General features: G+C 68.7%; 17 protein-coding genes and 1 pseudogene. 10 read left to right on the top strand and 8 right to left on the bottom strand.

Annotated features, from left to right (window positions below; translation table 11 throughout):
• Window positions 1-234 precede the first annotated feature (234 nt).
• Window positions 235-2,160, top strand: a complete 1,926-nt coding sequence (locus B840_RS04175) for a BCCT family transporter (protein ID WP_042621091.1) — start codon at window positions 235-237, stop codon at window positions 2,158-2,160.
• Here B840_RS04175 and B840_RS04170 read toward each other — a convergent pair.
• Window positions 2,157-3,323, bottom strand: a complete 1,167-nt coding sequence (locus tag B840_RS04170) for a PQQ-dependent sugar dehydrogenase (protein ID WP_042621090.1) — start codon at window positions 3,321-3,323, stop codon at window positions 2,157-2,159. The two genes, B840_RS04175 and B840_RS04170, sit on opposite strands and share 4 nt — an antisense overlap.
• 243 nt (window positions 3,324-3,566) lie before the next feature.
• Between B840_RS04170 and B840_RS04165 the strand changes: the two genes are divergently transcribed.
• Both B840_RS04165 and B840_RS04160 read left to right on the top strand, forming a co-directional pair.
• The gene (locus B840_RS04165; RefSeq protein WP_042621089.1) at window positions 3,567-4,049 is read left to right on the top strand and encodes a hypothetical protein; all 483 of its coding nucleotides are present in this window, start codon (window positions 3,567-3,569) and stop codon (window positions 4,047-4,049) included.
• Window positions 4,042-5,538 carry a multicopper oxidase family protein gene (locus B840_RS04160; RefSeq protein WP_084602778.1) on the top strand — a complete coding sequence of 499 codons (1,497 nt, stop codon included), beginning with the start codon at window positions 4,042-4,044 and terminating at the stop codon, window positions 5,536-5,538. Before B840_RS04165 ends, B840_RS04160 begins: the two co-directional genes overlap by 8 nt.
• Before the next feature lie 18 nt (window positions 5,539-5,556).
• Here the strand turns inward: B840_RS04160 and B840_RS04155 are convergent, their stop codons facing one another.
• Window positions 5,557-6,165: a class I SAM-dependent methyltransferase gene (locus tag B840_RS04155; protein WP_052491088.1), complete on the bottom strand. Its 609-nt coding sequence runs from the start codon at window positions 6,163-6,165 to the stop codon at window positions 5,557-5,559.
• A 14-nt stretch (window positions 6,166-6,179) separates the two neighbouring features.
• Window positions 6,180-6,920: a DUF429 domain-containing protein gene (locus tag B840_RS04150; RefSeq protein ID WP_042621087.1), complete on the bottom strand. Its 741-nt coding sequence runs from the start codon at window positions 6,918-6,920 to the stop codon at window positions 6,180-6,182.
• A 67-nt stretch (window positions 6,921-6,987) separates the two neighbouring features.
• Here B840_RS04150 and B840_RS13435 point away from each other — a divergent pair, with 67 nt between their 5' ends.
• The gene (locus tag B840_RS13435; RefSeq protein ID WP_156971833.1) at window positions 6,988-7,149 is read left to right on the top strand and encodes a hypothetical protein; all 162 of its coding nucleotides are present in this window, start codon (window positions 6,988-6,990) and stop codon (window positions 7,147-7,149) included.
• Window positions 7,150-7,337: 188 nt separating this feature from the next.
• Entirely contained in the window at window positions 7,338-7,841 is a 504-nt protein-coding gene (locus B840_RS04145) for a hypothetical protein (protein ID WP_042621086.1), read from the top strand.
• Here the strand turns inward: B840_RS04145 and B840_RS04140 are convergent.
• Window positions 7,785-8,987, bottom strand: a complete 1,203-nt coding sequence (locus tag B840_RS04140; RefSeq protein ID WP_042621085.1) for a winged helix DNA-binding domain-containing protein — start codon at window positions 8,985-8,987, stop codon at window positions 7,785-7,787. The genes B840_RS04145 and B840_RS04140 overlap by 57 nt on opposite strands.
• Window positions 8,988-9,091: 104 nt before the next feature.
• Here B840_RS04140 and B840_RS14040 point away from each other — a divergent pair.
• Window positions 9,092-9,340: pseudogene (locus B840_RS14040) on the top strand (DUF1304 family protein); the annotation flags it as partial.
• 150 nt (window positions 9,341-9,490) lie between these two features.
• Here the strand turns inward: B840_RS14040 and B840_RS04130 are convergent.
• Window positions 9,491-10,486 (bottom strand): zinc-dependent alcohol dehydrogenase family protein, encoded by a 996-nt coding sequence (locus B840_RS04130; protein WP_042621083.1) that lies wholly within the window; start codon window positions 10,484-10,486, stop codon window positions 9,491-9,493.
• 176 nt (window positions 10,487-10,662) lie between these two features.
• The gene (locus B840_RS04125) at window positions 10,663-12,330 is read right to left on the bottom strand and encodes an ABC-F family ATP-binding cassette domain-containing protein (protein WP_042621082.1); all 1,668 of its coding nucleotides are present in this window, start codon (window positions 12,328-12,330) and stop codon (window positions 10,663-10,665) included.
• Between the two features lie 283 nt (window positions 12,331-12,613).
• Here B840_RS04125 and B840_RS04120 point away from each other — a divergent pair, with 283 nt between their 5' ends.
• Genes B840_RS04120 through B840_RS04110 form a run of 3 tightly spaced genes read left to right on the top strand, consistent with a single transcriptional unit; the run spans window position 12,614 to window position 14,808 of the window.
• The gene (locus tag B840_RS04120; RefSeq protein ID WP_042621081.1) at window positions 12,614-13,258 is read left to right on the top strand and encodes a superoxide dismutase family protein; all 645 of its coding nucleotides are present in this window, start codon (window positions 12,614-12,616) and stop codon (window positions 13,256-13,258) included.
• A 28-nt stretch (window positions 13,259-13,286) separates the two neighbouring features.
• On the top strand, window positions 13,287-13,832 hold the full coding sequence (locus B840_RS04115; RefSeq protein ID WP_042621080.1) for a DUF488 domain-containing protein: 546 nt from the start codon (window positions 13,287-13,289) through the stop codon (window positions 13,830-13,832).
• Window positions 13,833-13,842: 10 nt separating this feature from the next.
• A complete protein-coding gene (locus B840_RS04110) occupies window positions 13,843-14,808 on the top strand; it encodes an NAD(P)/FAD-dependent oxidoreductase (protein WP_042621079.1) in 966 nt (321 codons plus the stop codon).
• A gap of 11 nt (window positions 14,809-14,819) precedes the next feature.
• Here B840_RS04110 and B840_RS04105 read toward each other — a convergent pair whose 3' ends face one another.
• Together B840_RS04105 and B840_RS04100 are read right to left on the bottom strand one after the other, a co-directional pair.
• Window positions 14,820-15,530, bottom strand: a complete 711-nt coding sequence (locus B840_RS04105; protein ID WP_042622508.1) for an SCO1664 family protein — start codon at window positions 15,528-15,530, stop codon at window positions 14,820-14,822.
• A 2-nt stretch (window positions 15,531-15,532) separates the two neighbouring features.
• Entirely contained in the window at window positions 15,533-16,186 is a 654-nt protein-coding gene (locus tag B840_RS04100) for a histidine phosphatase family protein (protein WP_188656892.1), read from the bottom strand.
• Between the two features lie 168 nt (window positions 16,187-16,354).
• Here B840_RS04100 and B840_RS04095 point away from each other — a divergent pair, with 168 nt between their 5' ends.
• Window positions 16,355-17,743, top strand: coding sequence for a sigma 54-interacting transcriptional regulator (locus tag B840_RS04095; RefSeq protein WP_042621078.1), 1,389 nt, complete (start codon window positions 16,355-16,357; stop codon window positions 17,741-17,743).
• Window positions 17,744-17,753: the final 10 nt, after the last annotated feature.

Below are 17,753 nucleotides of genomic sequence, written 5' to 3'. Positions count from 1 at the left end.
CGTTCGACCCCCTTCGACACCGAAGATCACGGGGGTCAGGGCGATGTTCCCCTCCGAGACATTCCGGCCACGAGACCACGAGTGGTCTCCTCGATTTCCTGCCCCATGCAGATCCGCGCGCCCATCCCTCGGCCGGCCGCGCCCCGCACCCCGTCGCACACGTCACAGTGAGGAACACCAATGCCGAATATCCCCCGGAAGCGCTCAGAACAGCGCGAGCCCATACCCAGTCAGATGACCGAGAAGATCCTGGATCCCCTGAAAGGCCTGTCGGACGGGGTGTACCCGCATGATCTCCACCCCGGACTGGTCCCCGGCATCAGCGTGGAGGACCAGCGCCGGCAGTTCAGCCTGGACAAGGTGGTCTTCTTCACCGCCGCCACCTTCATCATCGCCTTCATCACCTGGGGCGTGATCAACCCCGCGTCCGTCGCCGACGTCTCCGCCACCGCCTTCTCCTGGGCGATGTCGCACGCGGCCTGGCTGCTCAACCTCGTCATGTCCCTCGGCCTGATCGTCATGGTCTTCCTGGCTTTCTCCCGTTTCGGCCATATTCCCCTGGGCAAGGACAACGACATCCCGGAGTTCTCCCGCTTCTCCTGGATCGCGATGATGTTCGGCGCCGGCATCGGCGTGGGCATCTTCTTCTTCGGCCCCTCCGAGCCGCTGGCCTACTTCCTCTCCCCGCCGCCGAACACCGTCGAGGCGGGCACCCCGGAGGCCCTCCACCAGGCGATGGCACAGTCCCACTTCCACTGGGGCCTGGCGGTCTGGGGCCTGTACGCCCTGGTCGGCGGCGCCCTGGCCTACTCCACCTACCGGCGCGGCCGTCCCTCGCTGTTCAGCTCCGCGTTCCTCTCGCTGCTCGGCGCGAAGAACACCGAGGGACTGCCCGGCCGGATCATCGACATCCTCGCCATCATCGCCACCCTCTTCGGCACCGCGGCGACCCTGGGCCTCTCCGCCCTGCAGATCGGCCGGGGCGTGGAGATCATCTCGGGCGCCGGGCCGCTGACGAACAACGCCATCCTGGCGATCATCGGCATCCTGGGCGTGGCCTTCGTCATCAGCGCCGTGTCCGGCGTCGCCCGGGGTGTGCGCTACCTCTCCAACATCAACATCAGCCTCACCCTGGGCCTGGTCGCTTTCGTCTTCCTCTTCGGCCCGACGCTGTTGCTGCTCAACCTCATCCCCTCGGGCGTGGCCACCTACCTGGACGAGATGCTGCCCATGATGGGCAAGTCCCTGTCCTGGGGCGAGGACACCGTCGAGTTCCAGGGCTGGTGGACCGCCTTCTACTGGGCCTGGTGGATCGCCTGGACCCCGTTCGTGGGCATGTTCATCGCCCGTATCTCCCGGGGACGCACCATCCGCGAGTTCGCGCTGGTGACCATCGCGGTGCCCTCCTCCATCCTCATCCTGGCCTTCACCATCTTCGGCGGCGCCGCCATCAGCTTCCACCGCGACGGGGTCGAGGCCTTCGACGGCTCCGCCGGCAACGAACAGGTCCTCTTCGCCCTCTTCGACCAGCTGCCGCTCAACGCGGTCACCCCGTTCCTCCTCATCGGCGTGCTGGCGATCTTCTTCGTCACCTCGGCCGACTCGGCTTCCGTGGTGATGGGCACGATGTCCTCCAAGGGCAACCCCGCCCCGAACAAGCTGATCGTGGTGTTCTGGGGCCTGTGCATGATGGGCATCGCCACGGTGATGCTGCTGGCCGGCGGCGAGACCGCCCTGACCTCCCTGCAGAACCTCACCATCCTCATCGCGCTGCCCTTCTCTGTGGTGCTCATCCTCCTGACCGTCGCGTTCCTGCGGGATCTGACCACCGACCCCGCCGCCATCCGCCGCACCTACGCCAGCGCCGCGGTCCAGAACGCGGTCGTCCGCGGGCTCGAGGAGCACGGCGACGACTTCGAGCTGACGGTCTCCTCCGCGCCGGAGGGCCGGGGAGCGGGCGCGAACTTCGACTCCACCGCCGACCGGGTGACCAACTGGTACCAGCGCACCGACGAAGAAGGCAACGAGATCGACTACGACTACGAGAGCGGCCAGTGGGCCGACGACGACGCGGCGGATTCCGGGAGGATTCCCGTGGCCGACGACGCCGTCATTGACACCGTGGCAGTTCCGCAGCGCCAGGACCCCCCGCGCTCCTAGGCTGGGCGCAGCTCAAGAAGACGCCCTCCGTCACCGTCCTCGAGGATCCACACGGCGCCGTCCGGCGCCTCGGCGACGGCCCGGACGCGTTCGCCTGCGTCCCACTGCTCGACGGTCTGCGCCTCCCCGCCGTCGATCTGCACCCGGACCAGGCGCTGGCCGGACAGGCCGCCGAGCAGAGCGCTGTTCTCCCAGCCCGGGAAAAGCCCGCCGCGGTAGATCGCCAGGCTGCCCGGCGATATGGACGGCGCCCAGTACTCCGCAGGGGCCCGGAAACCGTCGCCGGGGGTATGGTCCGGAATTGGGGAACCGTCGTAATGCACTCCCATTGAGGCGTCCGGCCAGCCGTAATTTTCCCCCTCCACCAGCAGATTGAGCTCATCGCCGCCCCGGGGACCCATCTCCGAGACCCACAGGTTGCCCGCCTTGTCCTCGGCGATGCCCAACGGGTTGCGGTGGCCGATGGTCCACAGCTCAGCCGCCTTCCCACCTTCATCGGCCCAGGGGTTTCCCGGGGCCGGGTCCCCGTCGAGGGTGAGCCGCAGGACCGCCCCCAGGTTCGTCTGCCTGTCCTGGGCCGGATCGAATTTCTGGCGGTCGCCCGATGTGACGAACAGGTTCTCCTCCTGGATGAGCATGCGCAACGAGAAATGCCCGTCGCCGGAGGTGGGGTCCTGCTCCCAGATGACCTCCAGGCCGCTGAGGCTGGCCTTGTCGACGTCGAGCGTCGCCCGGCCGACCACTCCCTGGGCGCCGAGCTCGTGGTCGCGGACCCAGCTGAGGTAGACGGTGCCGTCGGTCTCGAAGTCGGGGCCGGGGATGACGTCGTGCATGCCGGCCTGCCCGGCATGGTGAACCTCGGGCACCCCGCCGACCTCTACGACCTCACCGCTCCCCTGGTCCCGCAGCTGCAGGGAACCTCCGCGCTCGGAAATCAGCAGATGGTCGGTGCCGGGCAGGAAGCTCATGGCCCAACCCTCGTCGAAGCTGGCGTGTTCTGTGACCCGGAACTGGTCGATCGACCCCACGGGCACCTGCGGGTGAGCCTGCGAGGAACCGCCCGAAGAGTCGGAAGTGCCGGAGGAGAGTGGATTGGCCCCGGCGCATGCGGTGACAGACAGGGACAGGGAGGTGACGGCTGCAATCGCGAGGAGTCGGCGCATAGCCGGATTCTAACAGCCTGTTCTCACCCTGGCGCGACTATTTTTCGCATTATCACAGCTGATCAACACCCATATCCCATATTCGCGGACTGTTGCCGAGATGTGACATGAGTGCCATTGACTCCCCGATCTTCAACGGCGTTAACTGAAGTCAATCAATAGCCCCGTTCCCCTCTTGATGCACTCCTACCCGTCAACTTCGGCGCCCACCGCCGGTGGGCCGAACCCCCTCGAGGAGTCATCATGAAAACCGCCTACCGTTCCCTCGCCGGGCTCATCTGCGGGCTCGTCATGCTGCAGGCCGCCTCTGAGGCGTGGTTCGCCTCCGGCGTGGGCAAATACATCGCCGAGGGCGGCACCATCGACATGTCGGACACATCCGGGCCTCCCCCGTTCACGGAGGTGTGGGGACTGATCGTCCACACAATATCGGGTCTGTACGTGATCCCGGTCGTGGCCGCCATCCTCCTGATCGTCGGTTACCTCACGCACGATCGCCGTGCCCTGGCACTGGCCGCCGTCGTCGTCATCCTGGTCGGCGTGCAGGTCACGCTCGGGCTGACGGCCTCCTCCTTCACCTTCCTGGCGTTCCTCCACGGCTTCAACGCCCTGCTGATCTTCGGTGTCGCGCTCACCGCTGCACTGACCCTCGGGCGGCAGCACGTCGAACCCGCCCCTGCCCCGGCTGCCGCGCCGTCCCGCCGCTCCGTAGGCAGTGGTGTCTGACCCGGACCGCCCCGCCGAAGGCCCCGAGACGGCCCACCGCTTCTCGACGACCGCCCGGCGGGCGGTCGTCGCCCTCCTCGCCGTCGCGATCGGTTGGGCCGCCTGGCTCTGGTGGGACAGCCGCGTGCCCGCCACCTACTCCGTAGCGCCGACGCACTCCGGACACGGCGCACAGGTCGGGGCCGACGGTGTGGACGTGGTCGATCTCACAGCCGACCCCGACCGGCCCGCCGACGTGCGGATGCGCCTGGAGGCGCGGTCCGCCACCCTCACCAACTCCAACGGAGGATCGTTCCGGGGCTACACCCTCAACGGTTCCTCACCCGGGCCGGAGATCCGCGCCCGCGAAGGAGACATGGTGGAGGTGGCACTGCACAACATCGACGTCGCGGACGGCACCACGCTGCACTGGCACGGCGTCGATGTCCCGGCCGCGATGGACGGCGTGGCCGGGGTGACCCAGGATGCGGTGCACCCGGGCGGGTCCTTCACCTACCGGTTCGTGGCCGAGGATCCGGGCACCTACTGGTACCACGCGCACCAGGTCTCCCACGAGCAGGTGATCGGCGGCCTGCTCGGCCCGCTCGTCATCGAACCGGTGGCCGGCACCGGGCAGGACACGGACGCAGACGCAGACGCCACCATGCTCCTGCACACCTACCCCGGCGGTTCCCGCACGATCGCGGGCGTGCCGGAGGAAACCCGCCGGGACGCGGCGCCGGGCGCCACCATCCGTGTGCGCGCCATCAACACCGACAACGTCACCGCGCAGGTCTGGGTCGCGGGGGCGGACGCCCGCCTTCTCGCCGTCGACGGAACGGACCTGCACAAACCGGGCGTCGTGAAGAACCGGAGGATACGGCTCGCCGCGGGGGCCCGCGCCGATCTGGCGGTCACCGTCCCCGCCGACGGGGCCGTCCGTGTCCAGTCCCCCGGCGTCTCCCTGGTTCTCGGACCCCCGGACGCCGTCGCGCCCGAAGCGCCGTCGCCGGCGGAGGAACTCGACCTGCTCACCTACGGCACCCCGGCGGTCCTCCCCTTCGACGCCGGCGCACCCGACCGCAGCTACGAGTACCGGATCGGTCAACGCGTCGGATTCCTCGACGGGCGCCCGGGCTACTGGTGGACCATCAACGGGCGCATGGGACGCCACGTGCCGATGTACACGGTGAACGAGGGGGAGGTGGTGGCGATGCGCATCGTCAACCGTTCCCCGGAGGTGCATCCGATGCACCTGCACGGCCATCATGTGCTGGTCACCGCCCGGGACGGACGGCCCGCCACCGGCAGCCCGTGGTGGGTGGACTCGCTGGACGTCGAGGCGGGAGAGTCCTACGACATCGTCTTCCTCGCGGACAACCCCGGCATCTGGATGGACCACTGCCACAACCTCCCGCACGCCGTCGAAGGACTCATGACGCACGTCTCCTACGAAGGGGTCACCACGCCGTTCCTGCTGGGGCGCGGGTCCGGCAATGAACCCGAATGATGCGGGGGCTCGGTCAGGTCAGCGCGAGATCGGCTCGACCGTCGCCCGGGCGAGCAGGTAGGCGTGCGGGGAATCCTGCCCACCGGAAGTGCCCGCGACCTCGAACCCGGCGCGCTCCACCGCCAGGGTCACGTCCGGGAGCGGCCACCGGTAGGCGGTGTCCACCGGGTGCTCCATCGTCTCCATGCGGGGTCCGGTGAAAAAGGACATGAGCAGCGATCCGTTGTCCTTGGTGATCGTGCGCAACGTCGCCAGCGCCTCCGGGAGCTCCTCGGGGCCCATGTGGATGAGCGCATACCAGGCCAGGATGCCCGCCCACTTCTCCCCCGAGTCCGCCAGATCCTCGATGGAGCCGCGCCGGAAGGGCACCGAAGGGTGGGTCTGCCGTGCCAGGTCGAGCATCCGCTCCGCCGGCTCCAGCCCCTCGACGTCGTATCCCAGGGCCGTCAGGCGGCCCGCCCACCGCCCGGTGCCTGATCCGACGTCGAGGATTCTGCCGTTGACGGTGCCCGCCCACGGTTCGATCAGAGTCTTGTCGGGGTCTCCGGCGGCGACGACCGTGCCGAGCAGGGTCTCCGGGTCGAACGTCTGCGCATCGTAGGGGTGGCTGGCGTCATGGTTGCTCATGCCGCCCACCCTAGTCAGTGAGGCATCCCCGCGAGAGGCAGGTGAATCCAGCCCTCGCTCAACGCGAGGTCCAGGTCTCCCGGTTCGGGCGCCAGCGTTCTTCCTGCAGCTGCTTCCCTGGCCACCAACGCGGCGATGACCGCGTCGAGCACATCGTCGGAACGGACGCACTCCTCACGGAATCCGTTCCAGTCCACGATTTCCCCGAGCTTGTCGACAACGCCCTCGCGCACCGCCGAAGCATCCGCCGCCTTGTACCCGCGGAAAGGCAGCCCCCAGGAGCGCAGCGCCGCGGCGGGGTACACCTCGCAGACGCGGCCGGAACCGTCACGCGGGCAGTCCGTTCCGCCGTCCCGGAGACGTGCCTCCACGACCGACCAGCGCAGCGCAGGGTGGGCGATGCGGTCGGCGGACACGCTCAGCGGCACCAGTCCGAAGCGCTCACGGACCACGGCGTCGGTGCGGCGCGCCGTCATCGAACGGCGCCACGCAGGCCCCGAGTCGGGCGCGGAGCCGAGTGTCCCGGCCGAATGCGCCGCGACATGCTCGACGAAGGGACGCGGCCAGCCGAAGGGCACGTCGACGCCAGTTTTGCGCGCCCCGCCGACAACCGAGATGATCGCGTCGTCCCCGGCCCCGAGCCGGGCGTCCTCGACCACGACGCGCTCGCCTTCGTCCCGGATGGTGGCCAGTCCGGTCCGCTTCGGGTCGGCGGCGAGGTCGACGCCGGCGTAAACGCTCACTGTCGAGGGCATTCCCCGATGTTAACAACCTCCCACGACCGATCCACCCGTCCTAGGATGTCGGTCGGAGGTGGATAACGTGTCCGACAGTGCTCTCCGGCACTCCCGGTTGCCGGGAATCGCCCTCAATGTCCTGGGCTGCGGCGCCGCGACGATCGCCCTCCTCGGCCCCTCGGCGCAGGCTGGCTCGAATATCACGTCTCATCCGGCACGGCGGGCCAGGCCCGGTGCGGCGACGTAGCGGGGCTGGTGCTGGTTCTGCGCGGCCACCGTCTAGGCCCGGTTACTCGTACTCAGTCCGGCGACGTACGGGTTGTACATGTACTTCCAGCTGGGTGTCGCTGGAGATCCGACCCGTTCCCCCGGCAACAGCGGGTACTTCTTCCCGCTCCTGCGGGGACTTTTCGTGCTGTGCGGGCTGGTCCTGCGGTGGGCGGCGAAGGAGCCGGTGCCGGAGATGACGGGGCGTCGAGAAGCGTCGATCGGGTCATCGGCGTCTACCTGCTGGTGGTCAGCGCGTTCCTGCTGTTCGGGCTGCATCTGCCCGGGCTACCCGCTCTATGGCGGGGTGACCCGACGGTGGAGTATCTCACCTATCCGGGACTGTTCTGGCTGGTGAAGGTGATGGATCTGGGGATTGCTGTGCCTGTCATCGTGATCGCGGCACTCCGGTTGATCAGGAGTCCGGAGCGGGCGGTTCTGCTGCGCTACGCAGTGACCGGCTGGGCCGCCCTGCTGGCTTCCTCAGTAGCAGAGATGGCGGTAGTCATGCAGGTTGCCGGTGATCCCGCAGCCTCAAGGGTGCTCCCCATCGCGTTCAGCGGCTTCGCGTTCCTGGCGCTCGTGCTCGCTGTTCTGGCGCACCGTCCACTGTTGTCACCCGGGGCGGCCGTGCCGGCCGAACTCGACGGTCACTCGCGCCGCTCCCCGTAGGGATGCGATCAGCTGGGCCTCTGTGTCAAGTGCCTCCCGCTGGACCCCACTCAGCTCTTCGGGAGTCCAGATATTCAGGTGCATTCGCCCGCGGGCGCTGCGATGCCGCCACGTGCCCACGATCTCGCCGTCCAGGAGGACGGTCCCGGGTGATCCGGCGGACCGCCAGACTTCGCGGTGTAACCGCTCGTCCAGGATGCTCCAGCGGTCGCGAAGCTGTGTGTACGGATCACCGGGCGGAAGCAACCGTATCCCCGTGGCCGCCGCCACCTCTCCCAGCTTCGCTGCATCCTCTTCCAGTAACCAGGCAGCACCGTTGTAATCGACCGGAACGAGCTCACCCGCAAGCTCTTCCCACCACGGGCCGACATCCCTGACCCGCACGCCCAGCCACGCGGCGAAATGGGCGCGGGTCGAAGGACCGTAGGAACGCAGGTAGCGCCGCAGTAGTTCGGCCCGCGCTTGTCCGGGGTCGAGTGGCGGCGCAGGAGTGTCAAGCCATTCCTCCATCAGGACAAAGGGCGCCTTGTTCCCTGTGCGCGGGGCGAAACACACTACCTGCCGCAGGGCGAGAATGCGCAGGCAGAAATGCACGACCGCCTCACCGAGCGGCTGCCCCTGCGCGTAGGGACCCTCCTCTTCCCAGCGGATACGAAGGTGGGCAGGGAACGCCGGAGTAACCTGTCGGGCAACCTCCTCGCCGAGGTCTGTGATGGCCAGCCACCTGCCCGGAAGAACCTCCCGCACACCCGCTTCAATGAGCTGGACCGCCTCTGTCAGGCTCATGCCCAGCCGGTCCAGCGCCCACCCGACACCGCCGATGAGGTGCCTTTCGCCCTGTTCATCGACCGGGAGCACGCCGGTGGTGAACACGGATGCCTCGGACGTGGGGACGAGATGCGGGGAGCCGCGCATGCACCAGGTCCGCAGCAGGGTCTTGTCCTCACCGATGGCTGTCTCCACCCCCGCCGGGCTCACCCCCTGTACCCGGGCGTGGAGCGACAGGAGAGCCGAACCCGGTGGACTGTCCTGGACGCCGCACCGCCCCGTTGCCTCCGCCAGGTTTCCCTCTCCTAGACGCTCCGAGAGGTGATGCATCCGCAGGCGGAAAGCCACGACATCCTCACGACTGACCAGTAGGTTCATACCTCCAATATAGTGGCCATTCTCTTCTCCGGCTCTCAGGTGAGCAAGGAGAGCGGACCGTAAAATTGGAGGGAAACATCCACCGGCAGGTCGAGGAGGCCGCCATGGACACACTGCACCTCGTCGCTCAGATCGCCGCACTGGTTGGCGCGGTGGCCTATATCGTCGTCTCGCCGCTGGAGATGTTCTTCTACGGGCATCCCACAGCGCGGAAGTTCCTCGCCGTCCACACAGAGAATCTGGACGACGTGAGGATGTGGGCGTTCGTGGTCGGCGCCCGGAACCTGATCGCGGGTGCCGGCATGATTGTCGGACTGGTGGCGTACTGGACGGGAAACCAGACAACCGGCACGATCGTCGTCGTGACCGTCGCGTGGTACCTACTGCTGGCCAGCCTGGCCATGGGCGTGGCCGACCTCCTCGGTTTCTGGAGGCCGCGGGGCGGAAGCATCGGGGGGGACGATCGGCTCGAGTATCCCGCCCCTCGTGGTGCTCATAGCCGCCTATTTCTTCTGAAACGTCAGCACCAGCGATCCCGAGGCCCGGCCGCTACGCAGATCAGCCACGGCCGTGGCAGCCTCGTCGAAACCGTAGGTGGTGATCCGGGCGCTGAGCCGGAGCCGTTCCGCCAACCGCAGGAATTCAATGCCGTCGGCCCGCGTGTTCGCCGTGACCGTGCGCAGGTCGCGCTCGTGGAAGAGGTGCTCCCCGTAGGTCATGGCGGGCACGTCGCTCATGTGGATACCCGCCAGCGAGACGGTGCCACCGGGCGTGGTTGCCCGCAGCGCTGCTGGCACGATCTCGCCGGCGGGGGCGAAGACGATCGCCGAGTCCAGCGGCTCCGGAGGCGTGTCAAAGGTGTCCCCGACGAAGACCGCGCCGAGGTCGCGGGCGAGCTGCCGGTTCGCCTCTCCTCTGGTCATCACGTAGATCTCGGCGCCGGACGCCGCCGCCAGCTGCGCGGTGATGTGTCCGCTGGAACCGAAACCGTAGATCCCCAGGTGACCACCCGGCGGCAGTGCCGCCCGTTTGAGGGCCCGGTAGCCGATGACCCCGGCACAGAGCATGGGAGCGGTGCGCACGGCGTCGACAAGCTGCGGGAGCCGGTAGGCGAAGGCCTCGGGAACTGTGGTGTACTCGGCGTAACCGCCGTCGGCGTCCCAGCCGGTGTAGGTGGAGTTGGGGCACAGATTCTCCCGGCCCGTCCTGCACCACCGGCAGACGCCGCAGGTGTGCCGCAACCAGGCCACACCCACCCGGTCCCCGGGGCGCAACTCGACCACCGCAGACCCGACGGCCTCGACGATACCCACGACCTGGTGGCCGGGGATCACCCCGGGCCGATGGACGGGCAGCTCCTGGTCGATGACGTGCAGATCGGTGCGACACACTCCGCACGCTTCGACCTTGACCAGAACCTCACCGGCGCCCGGTTCCGGAACGGAGACCTCGGTCAGTTCAAGTCGGCCGGGCACGTCTGTGGTCTTCCAGGCTCTCATGGCTCCAGTATCGTCCCGGCCGGGTTGAGTGACAAGAGATTTTGCCCGCCCGGCCGCCCGCCCGCCCGGCCGCCCGGCCTGCGGAACCAGTCAGACTGGGGCTGAAATCTCCCGTGGAAGGCCGGAAAATGGGGATTCAGGGCAATAATCAGCGCATTTCCGACACTGCCTGCAGATCAGACCTCGCTGACCTTCCCCGCCTCCACCTGCCAGTGCCGGTCGGTGCGGACAGTGTCGAGCATCCGCCGGTCGTGGGTGACCAGCAGTAGCGTGCCGGTGTAGGACTCGAGCGATTGCTCCAGCTGTTCGATGGCCTCCAGGTCGAGGTGGTTCGTCGGCTCATCGAGGACCAGCAGGTTGACGCCCCGGGCCTGGAGCACGGCCATCCCGGCGCGGGTGCGTTCGCCGGGCGAGAGCTCGTCGACGGGCCGGTTCACGTGCTCGGCCTTGAGTCCGAACTTGGCCAGCAGGGTACGCACCTCCTCCCCGGTGTAGTCCGGGACGGCGTCGCTGAACGCCTCCGCCAGGGGACGGGAGCCGGCCAGGGCGGAACGCGCCTGGTCGATCTCCCCGATCTGCACGCTGGCTCCCAGGCTCGCGGTCCCCTCGTCGGGGTGCTGGTGGCCGAGCAGCGCGCGGAGCAGCGTCGATTTTCCCGCCCCGTTGGGGCCGGTGATGCTGATGCGCTCACCGGCGTTGACCTGGAGTGAGAGCGGCCCGAGCGTGAAAGGACCCTGCCGGAAGACCGCGCCGCTCAACGTCGAGACCACCGAACTGGACCGGGGGGCGGAGCCGATGGAGAACTCGAGCTTCCACTCCTTGCGCGGTTCCTCGACCTCCTCGAGACGGGAGATCCGGCTCTCCATCTGGCGGACCTTCTGGGCCTGCTTCTCGCTGGACTCCGTCGCGGCCTTACGCTTCATCTTGTCGTTGTCCGGCGCCTTCTTGATCGCGTTGCGCACGCCCTGGCTCGACCATTCCCGCTGAGTCCGGGCCCGGGAGACCAGGTCGGACTTCTTGTCGGCGAACTCCTCGTACTGTTCGCGCCGGTGGCGGCGCACCGTCTCGCGCTCTTCCAGGTAGGCGTCGTATCCGCCGCCGAACACGCGGTTGGTGCCCTGCGCCAGGTCCAGCTCCAGCACATGCGTCACGCAGCGCGCCAGGAACTCACGGTCGTGGCTGACCAGCACCACTCCCCCGCGCAGCCCCTGCACGAAGGACTCGAGCCGCTCGAGCCCGTCCAGGTCGAGGTCGTTGGTGGGTTCGTCGAGCAGCACGATGTCGAAACGCGAGAGGAGCAGCGCCGCCAATCCGACGCGGGCGGCCTGCCCGCCGGACAGGGAGGTCATCAGCGTCTCCTCCGCCCGGGTGCCGTCCAGCTCCAATCCCAGATCCGCCAGCACGGCTGGAATGCGCTCGGCGAGGTCGGCTGCGCCGCTGGCCAGCCAACGGTCCAACGCCGCCGCGTAGGCGTCGGCCGGGTCCACGCCGTCCGTGCGGGACAGATCAGGGTCGCCGAGGGCGGCGGCCGCCTCATCCATTTCCCGGGTGGCCTCGGAGCATCCCGTGCGGCGGGCGATGTAGTCGGTGACGGTCTCGCCGGCGACGCGTTCGTGTTCCTGCGGCAGCCAGCCGACGAATGCGTCCGCCGGGGCCAGGGTGACGGTGCCCGCCTGGGGTTCATCGACGCCGGCGAGCAGCCTGAGCAGGGTGGATTTTCCGGCGCCGTTCGCACCGACGACGCCGACCACGTCCCCCGGGGCGACGGTGAGGTCGAGCGATTCGAACAGGGTGCGGTGGCCGTGCCCGCCGGCCAGGCCGTGCGCCACGAGTGTTGCAGTCATCGTCTCATTCTGTCACCCCGGGAGCGAACCCCGTCATCGGCTGCTGTTGGGCCCGGCCAACCGGGACCACCGGGAGAAACGTTCCCGTCCCCACCGTTGATCACCGAAGTATTGCAATTTCCGCATGCGAGGCTGAAACCGCTGACACCACAGAGATAGACGTTGTAGCGTGGCGGGGACACGAGAGCCTGGCAGTTCCGGGAGAAATCCACCGAAGCACGTCGCGTTCATCCTCAGGTGGTCCTCTCTGCAACTGTGCGGGTATGACACGAGAGGAAACCCAATGCGATCCCCTTCCCGATCCCTGCCCCGCACCGCATTCGCAGTTCTGGGGGTTACCGGTCTGCTCGCAGTCGGTGCCTGTGCCACCGAGAACGAGTCCCCCGACGCCGAGCCTGTCGCAACTGTCGCCACCATGGAGGAAAGCACCACCGGCGAGACACTGTCCGTCGTACTCAACGACGCCGAGGGCACGGAGTTCGGCACCGTGGAGATCAGTGAGGTCAATGACGCCCTCCAGATCAGCGCGGACCTCTCCGGCCTGGAACCGGGGTTCTACGGCTTCCACATCCACCAGACCGGACTGTGTGAGCCGGACAGCGCCGCTCCCGGTGCCCCCGACGACACCGGTGACTTCCTGTCCGCCGGCGGCCACCTCGGCTCCGACGAGGCTGATCATCCCGACCACGCCGGTGATCTTCCGCAACTACTGGTGAAGGAATCCGGAGACGCGGTTCTGACCTTCGAAACTGACCGCCTGACGCTGTCCGACCTGGAGGACGAGGACGGTTCGGCGATCATGATCCACTCCGGCCCGGACAACTACGCCAACATTCCCGAGCGCTACGCCTCTGAGGGGGCTGACGAGGATTCGTTGAACACGGGCGACGCGGGCAGTCGCCTCGCCTGCGGTGTCGTCGATGCGTGAGTTCCCCGCCAGGACAGGAACCTGAGACATGGGCCGGAAACCGATCTTCACCGTCGGTCATTCCAATCACAGCCTTGAGGAGTTCATCGGCCTGCTTCTCGACGCGCGCGTCGAGGCGCTGGTCGACGTGCGCAAACTGCCGGGGTCGCGGAAGTACCCGCACTTCAACGACGACGTGCTCTCCGCCGAACTGCCCGGACACGGGATCTCCTACCGCCGGGTGGAGGAGTTGACGGGGCGTCGAAAAGTTTCCCGGACGGTCCCCTTCGACGTCAACGGCAACTGGCGCAACCGCAGCTTCCACAACTACGCCGACCACGCCCTCTCCGAGGAGTTCTCTGCCGCCCTCCACCACCTTCGCGAGGCCGCCCGGCGCGAGACCACCGCCGTCATGTGCTCCGAGGCGGTCTGGTGGCGTTGCCACCGGCGCATCATCGCCGACCATCTGCTGTCCGCGGGCGAGGACGTCCGCCACATCATGGGGCCCGGCCAGATCACCGGGGCCTCCTTCAACGACGGGGCGGTCGTCGGCGGGGACGGCAAAGTCCGGTATCCGGCCCCGCAGGATAAGTAAGCTGGTGTGCATGAGCACCGAGCTTCCTGACGCCGTGGATGTCCTCGTCGTCGGCGGCGGGCCCTCCGGTCTGGCGGCCGCCACGTGGCTGGGGCGCTACCAGCGGTTCACACTGGTCGTCGACGCCGGCGAATACCGCAATTCCGCCGCCAACCAGGTGCACGGGTTGCTCAGCCGCGACCCTGTCCCGCCGCATCAGCTGCGCGCCGATTCCCTCGCCGACCTGGAGCAGTACCCGCTGGTCCGGCTCCACCGCGGGATAGTGAACTCCGTCCGCCGCGACGAGGACGGACTTTTCCACGCCACCGTCGACGGCGGCCACCCGGTCAGCGCCCTGCGCCTCGTGCTGGCCACCGGCATCCGCGATCAGCTTCCCCACCTCCTCGGATTCGACGAGCACTACGGCGCCGACGTCCACCACTGCCCCGCCTGCGACGGTTTCAACGCCCGCGGCGAGGACATCATCGTGCTCGGTTCCAGCAGCCGGATCCCGGCGTACGCGGCCGGGTTCCTCCAGTGGACGGAGAACATCACCATCGTCACCAACTCCCTCGACCCGCACTTCACCGGGCGGCAGCGCGAGGCCCTGGCGGAGCACGGGATCAGCGTCGTGGAGGGGATCGCCGAGGCCCTGGTCGGCGGGCCCGGGCAGCTGCGGGGAATCTCGCTCGCCGACGGCACCCTGGTCCACGGTTCCCGGGTGTTCTTCTCCCAGCGCCACCTGGCCACCAACCAGCTCGCCGCCGACCTGGGGTGCGAACTGCACCGCGACGGCTCGGTGGCGGTCAACAAATACCAGCTGACCAGCGTCAGCGGGGTCTACGCGGCCGGCGACCTCACCACCGACCTGAAGCTGGTCCCGGTCGCCGTCAGCTCAGGAACGATCGCCGGTTACGCCTGCGCGGCGTCCCTGCGCGGCCACGGTGCCACACCGCCCGCGCCGGCGCCGGCACCGCCGGCCCGCTGGTTCCTCTGACGGTCTGAGCCTCACACCAGCGGCCACGGATAGTGGTAGTGCGACCTGGGGTGCGGAAGATGCGGCAGGCGCACGATCCGGGCGGCGCGGGACTGCAGGGCAGCCACCTCCGCCGGGTTCAGCAACGCGGCGATGTCCCCCGGAATCCCGTCGATCAACGGTTCCACGGCCGCGAGCAGCCCGGCGTCGATCTTCTCGCCCGCGAAATCCCAGATGACGGTCCGCAGTTTGGGTTCGGCGCTGAAACACAGCCCGTGGTCGATGCCCCAGATTCCGCCGACGGCGTCGAGCAGCACATGGCCGGATTTCCGGTCGGTGTTGTTGCTGAGCAGGTCGAACACCGCCATCCGGCGGAACTGTTCATGCAGGTCGGGGCGGGACTCCAGCAGCTGCAGGTAGTGCGAGCCGTCGTTGTCGATGTACCACTGCAGCGAACCGACGCCGAAGGGCCCGTCCTCCCGGACCACGGTCGGCGGCACGATATGCCAGCCGAGGTGCTCGCTGAGCAGGAACGCGGCCCGCTCGCGGGCGTGCAGGCCCGGCGCGAAGTCGTGCAGCGGCCGCTCCCCCCGCTCGGGTTTGTACACCGCCCAGCCGTACTCCCCGCCACGGGCGGCCTCGAGCACGAAGGTGAGGTTGCTCGACTCGGCGAGTTGAGCGACCAGGTTGAGCTCACCGGCTTCGAGCAGCTCGAGTTCTCGGGTGAAGGGAGGCGTAGGCACGCTCACGGCCGGCCCGTTCCCCGGAGGCCCTTGACCGGGCCGACGGTCGAGTTCGTCCCCACCACCGCAGTCGTGCCGTCGGGGCGGTACTCCGCCACGGTGACGGATGCGGGATCGATGCTGATCTTCTGGAACTCGTCCAGCGGCCGGACGGACAGGTGGGCCACGGCCGCCTTGATGGGGTCCGCGTGGCTGAAACAGGCAACCACCCCGCCCCGGTGCCGGGCGGCGATGGCCTCGAGTGCCGCCACCATGCGGTCCTGCATCTCCGGGAAGCTCTCGCCGCCCGGGAAGCGGAACGTCGACGGTGCCTGCTGGACGGTCTTCCATTCGGGCAGCCGGGACAGCTCCGTGAGCTGCCCGCCAGTCCATTCACCGAAGTCGCACTCCACGATGCCACCGCAGAGCACCGGTTCCAGCCCGGAGCTCTCCGCGGCGGGCGCCGCCGTCTCGCGGGCGCGCTCCATCGGAGAGGTGTAGATCGCGGCCAGTTCCAGACCCTCGAGGCGCTGCGCCACAGCGCGGGCCTGCTCGCGGCCGGCCTCGCTGAGGTGGAGTCCGGGGGCACGCCCCGGGAGCACCTGGCCCGTCGTGGGGGTGACGCCGTGACGCACCAGCAGGAGCAGGGTGGAGGGTGCGGTGTGATCGATGTCCATCGCCCGCAGCCTAGTCACTCAGCTGGCCCGGCGCGCCGCTAAACGCCCACCTTTCTGGTTGGGCACCGCGCTGCGGGGCAGTGTCGGACCAGGAAGGTGGGTAGTACCGGACGCGCCCCTGGGCGGGACCCTCGACGGGAGTGCCGGCGTCGCGCTAGCCTGGCGCCTGTGAGTCAGAAGCCGAATGCGTCCACGATCGGTGAGCTCAGGGCCGCCGGTTACACCCACCGCCCCCTGCGGGCCGAGATCCGCGAGAACCTGCTGGCGATGCTGTCCGCGGGCGAGGATCCCTGGCCGGGTCTCCACGGCCTGCAGCACACCGTGATCCCGCAGGTCGAGCGGGCGCTCATCGCCGGGCACGACATTGTGCTGCTCGGCGAACGCGGCCAGGGCAAGACCCGGCTGCTGCGCTCCATGACCGGCCTGCTCGACGAGTGGATGCCGGCCGTGGAAGGTTCCGACCTGCGCGAGGACCCCTTCGCCCCCATCACGGAGGCGACGCGCCGCCGCATCAGGGAGGAGGGCGACGGCCTGCCCCTCACCTGGATCCACCGCGACGACCGTTACGCGGAGAAGCTCGCCACGCCGGACACCTCGGTGGCGGACCTCATCGGCGACGTCGACCCCATGCGGGTGGCCGAGGGCCGGCGCCTGGGAGACCCGGAGACCATCCACTACGGGCTGATCCCGCGCTCCAACCGGGGCATCGTGGCGATCAACGAACTGCCCGACCTCGCCGAGCGCATCCAGGTGTCCATGCTCAACGTCATGGAGGAGCGCGACGTGCAGATCCGCGGCTACATGCTGCGCCTGCCGCTCGACGTGCTGGTGGTCGCCTCGGCGAACCCGGAGGACTACACCAACCGCGGCCGGATCATCACGCCGCTCAAGGACCGTTTCGGCGCGGAGATCCGCACCCATTACCCCATCGCCCTGGAGGACGAGATCGCGGTCATCGCGCAGGAGGCCGTCCTCCTCGCCGACGTGCCGCCGGTGCTGCTGGAGATCCTGGCCCGCTACACCCGCGCGCTGCGCGAATCGCCGGCCGTCAACCAGCGCTCCGGCGTCTCCGCGCGATTCGCCATCGCGGGCGCGGAGACGATCGCGGCCGCCGCCCGCCACCGTGCGGCCGTCCGGGGCGAGGAGCACGCGGTCGCCCGCCTCGTGGACCTGGAGGCGGCCGTCGACGTGCTCGGCGGCAAGATCGAGTTCGAGTCCGGGGAAGAGGGCCGCGAATGGGAGGTGCTGGGCTACCTGCTGCGCACCGCTACCGCGGAAGCCGTGCGGGAGCATCTGCGCGGCGTCGACTTCGCCCCGCTGATCGGGGCGCTGGACGGCACCACCACGGTCTCCACCGGCGAGCAGGTCACCGCCGCGGAGTTCCTCGCCGGGCTGCCCGACCTCGGCGGTTCCGACCTCTACGACCAGGTCGCCGCCCGGCTCGGGGCCACGGACGAGGGGACCCGCGCCAGCGCCATCGAGCTCGCCCTCGAGGCGCTCTACCTCGCCCGGAAGATCGCCAAGGATTCCGGCGAGGGCGAGACCATCTACGGCTGAGGAGGCCGAC

Source organism: Corynebacterium marinum DSM 44953, assembly GCF_000835165.1.
Taxonomy (GTDB): Bacteria; Actinomycetota; Actinomycetes; order Mycobacteriales; family Mycobacteriaceae; genus Corynebacterium; species Corynebacterium marinum.
Note: the sequence above shows the minus strand (reverse complement) of the source record. Positions and strands in the feature narration are given on the sequence as shown.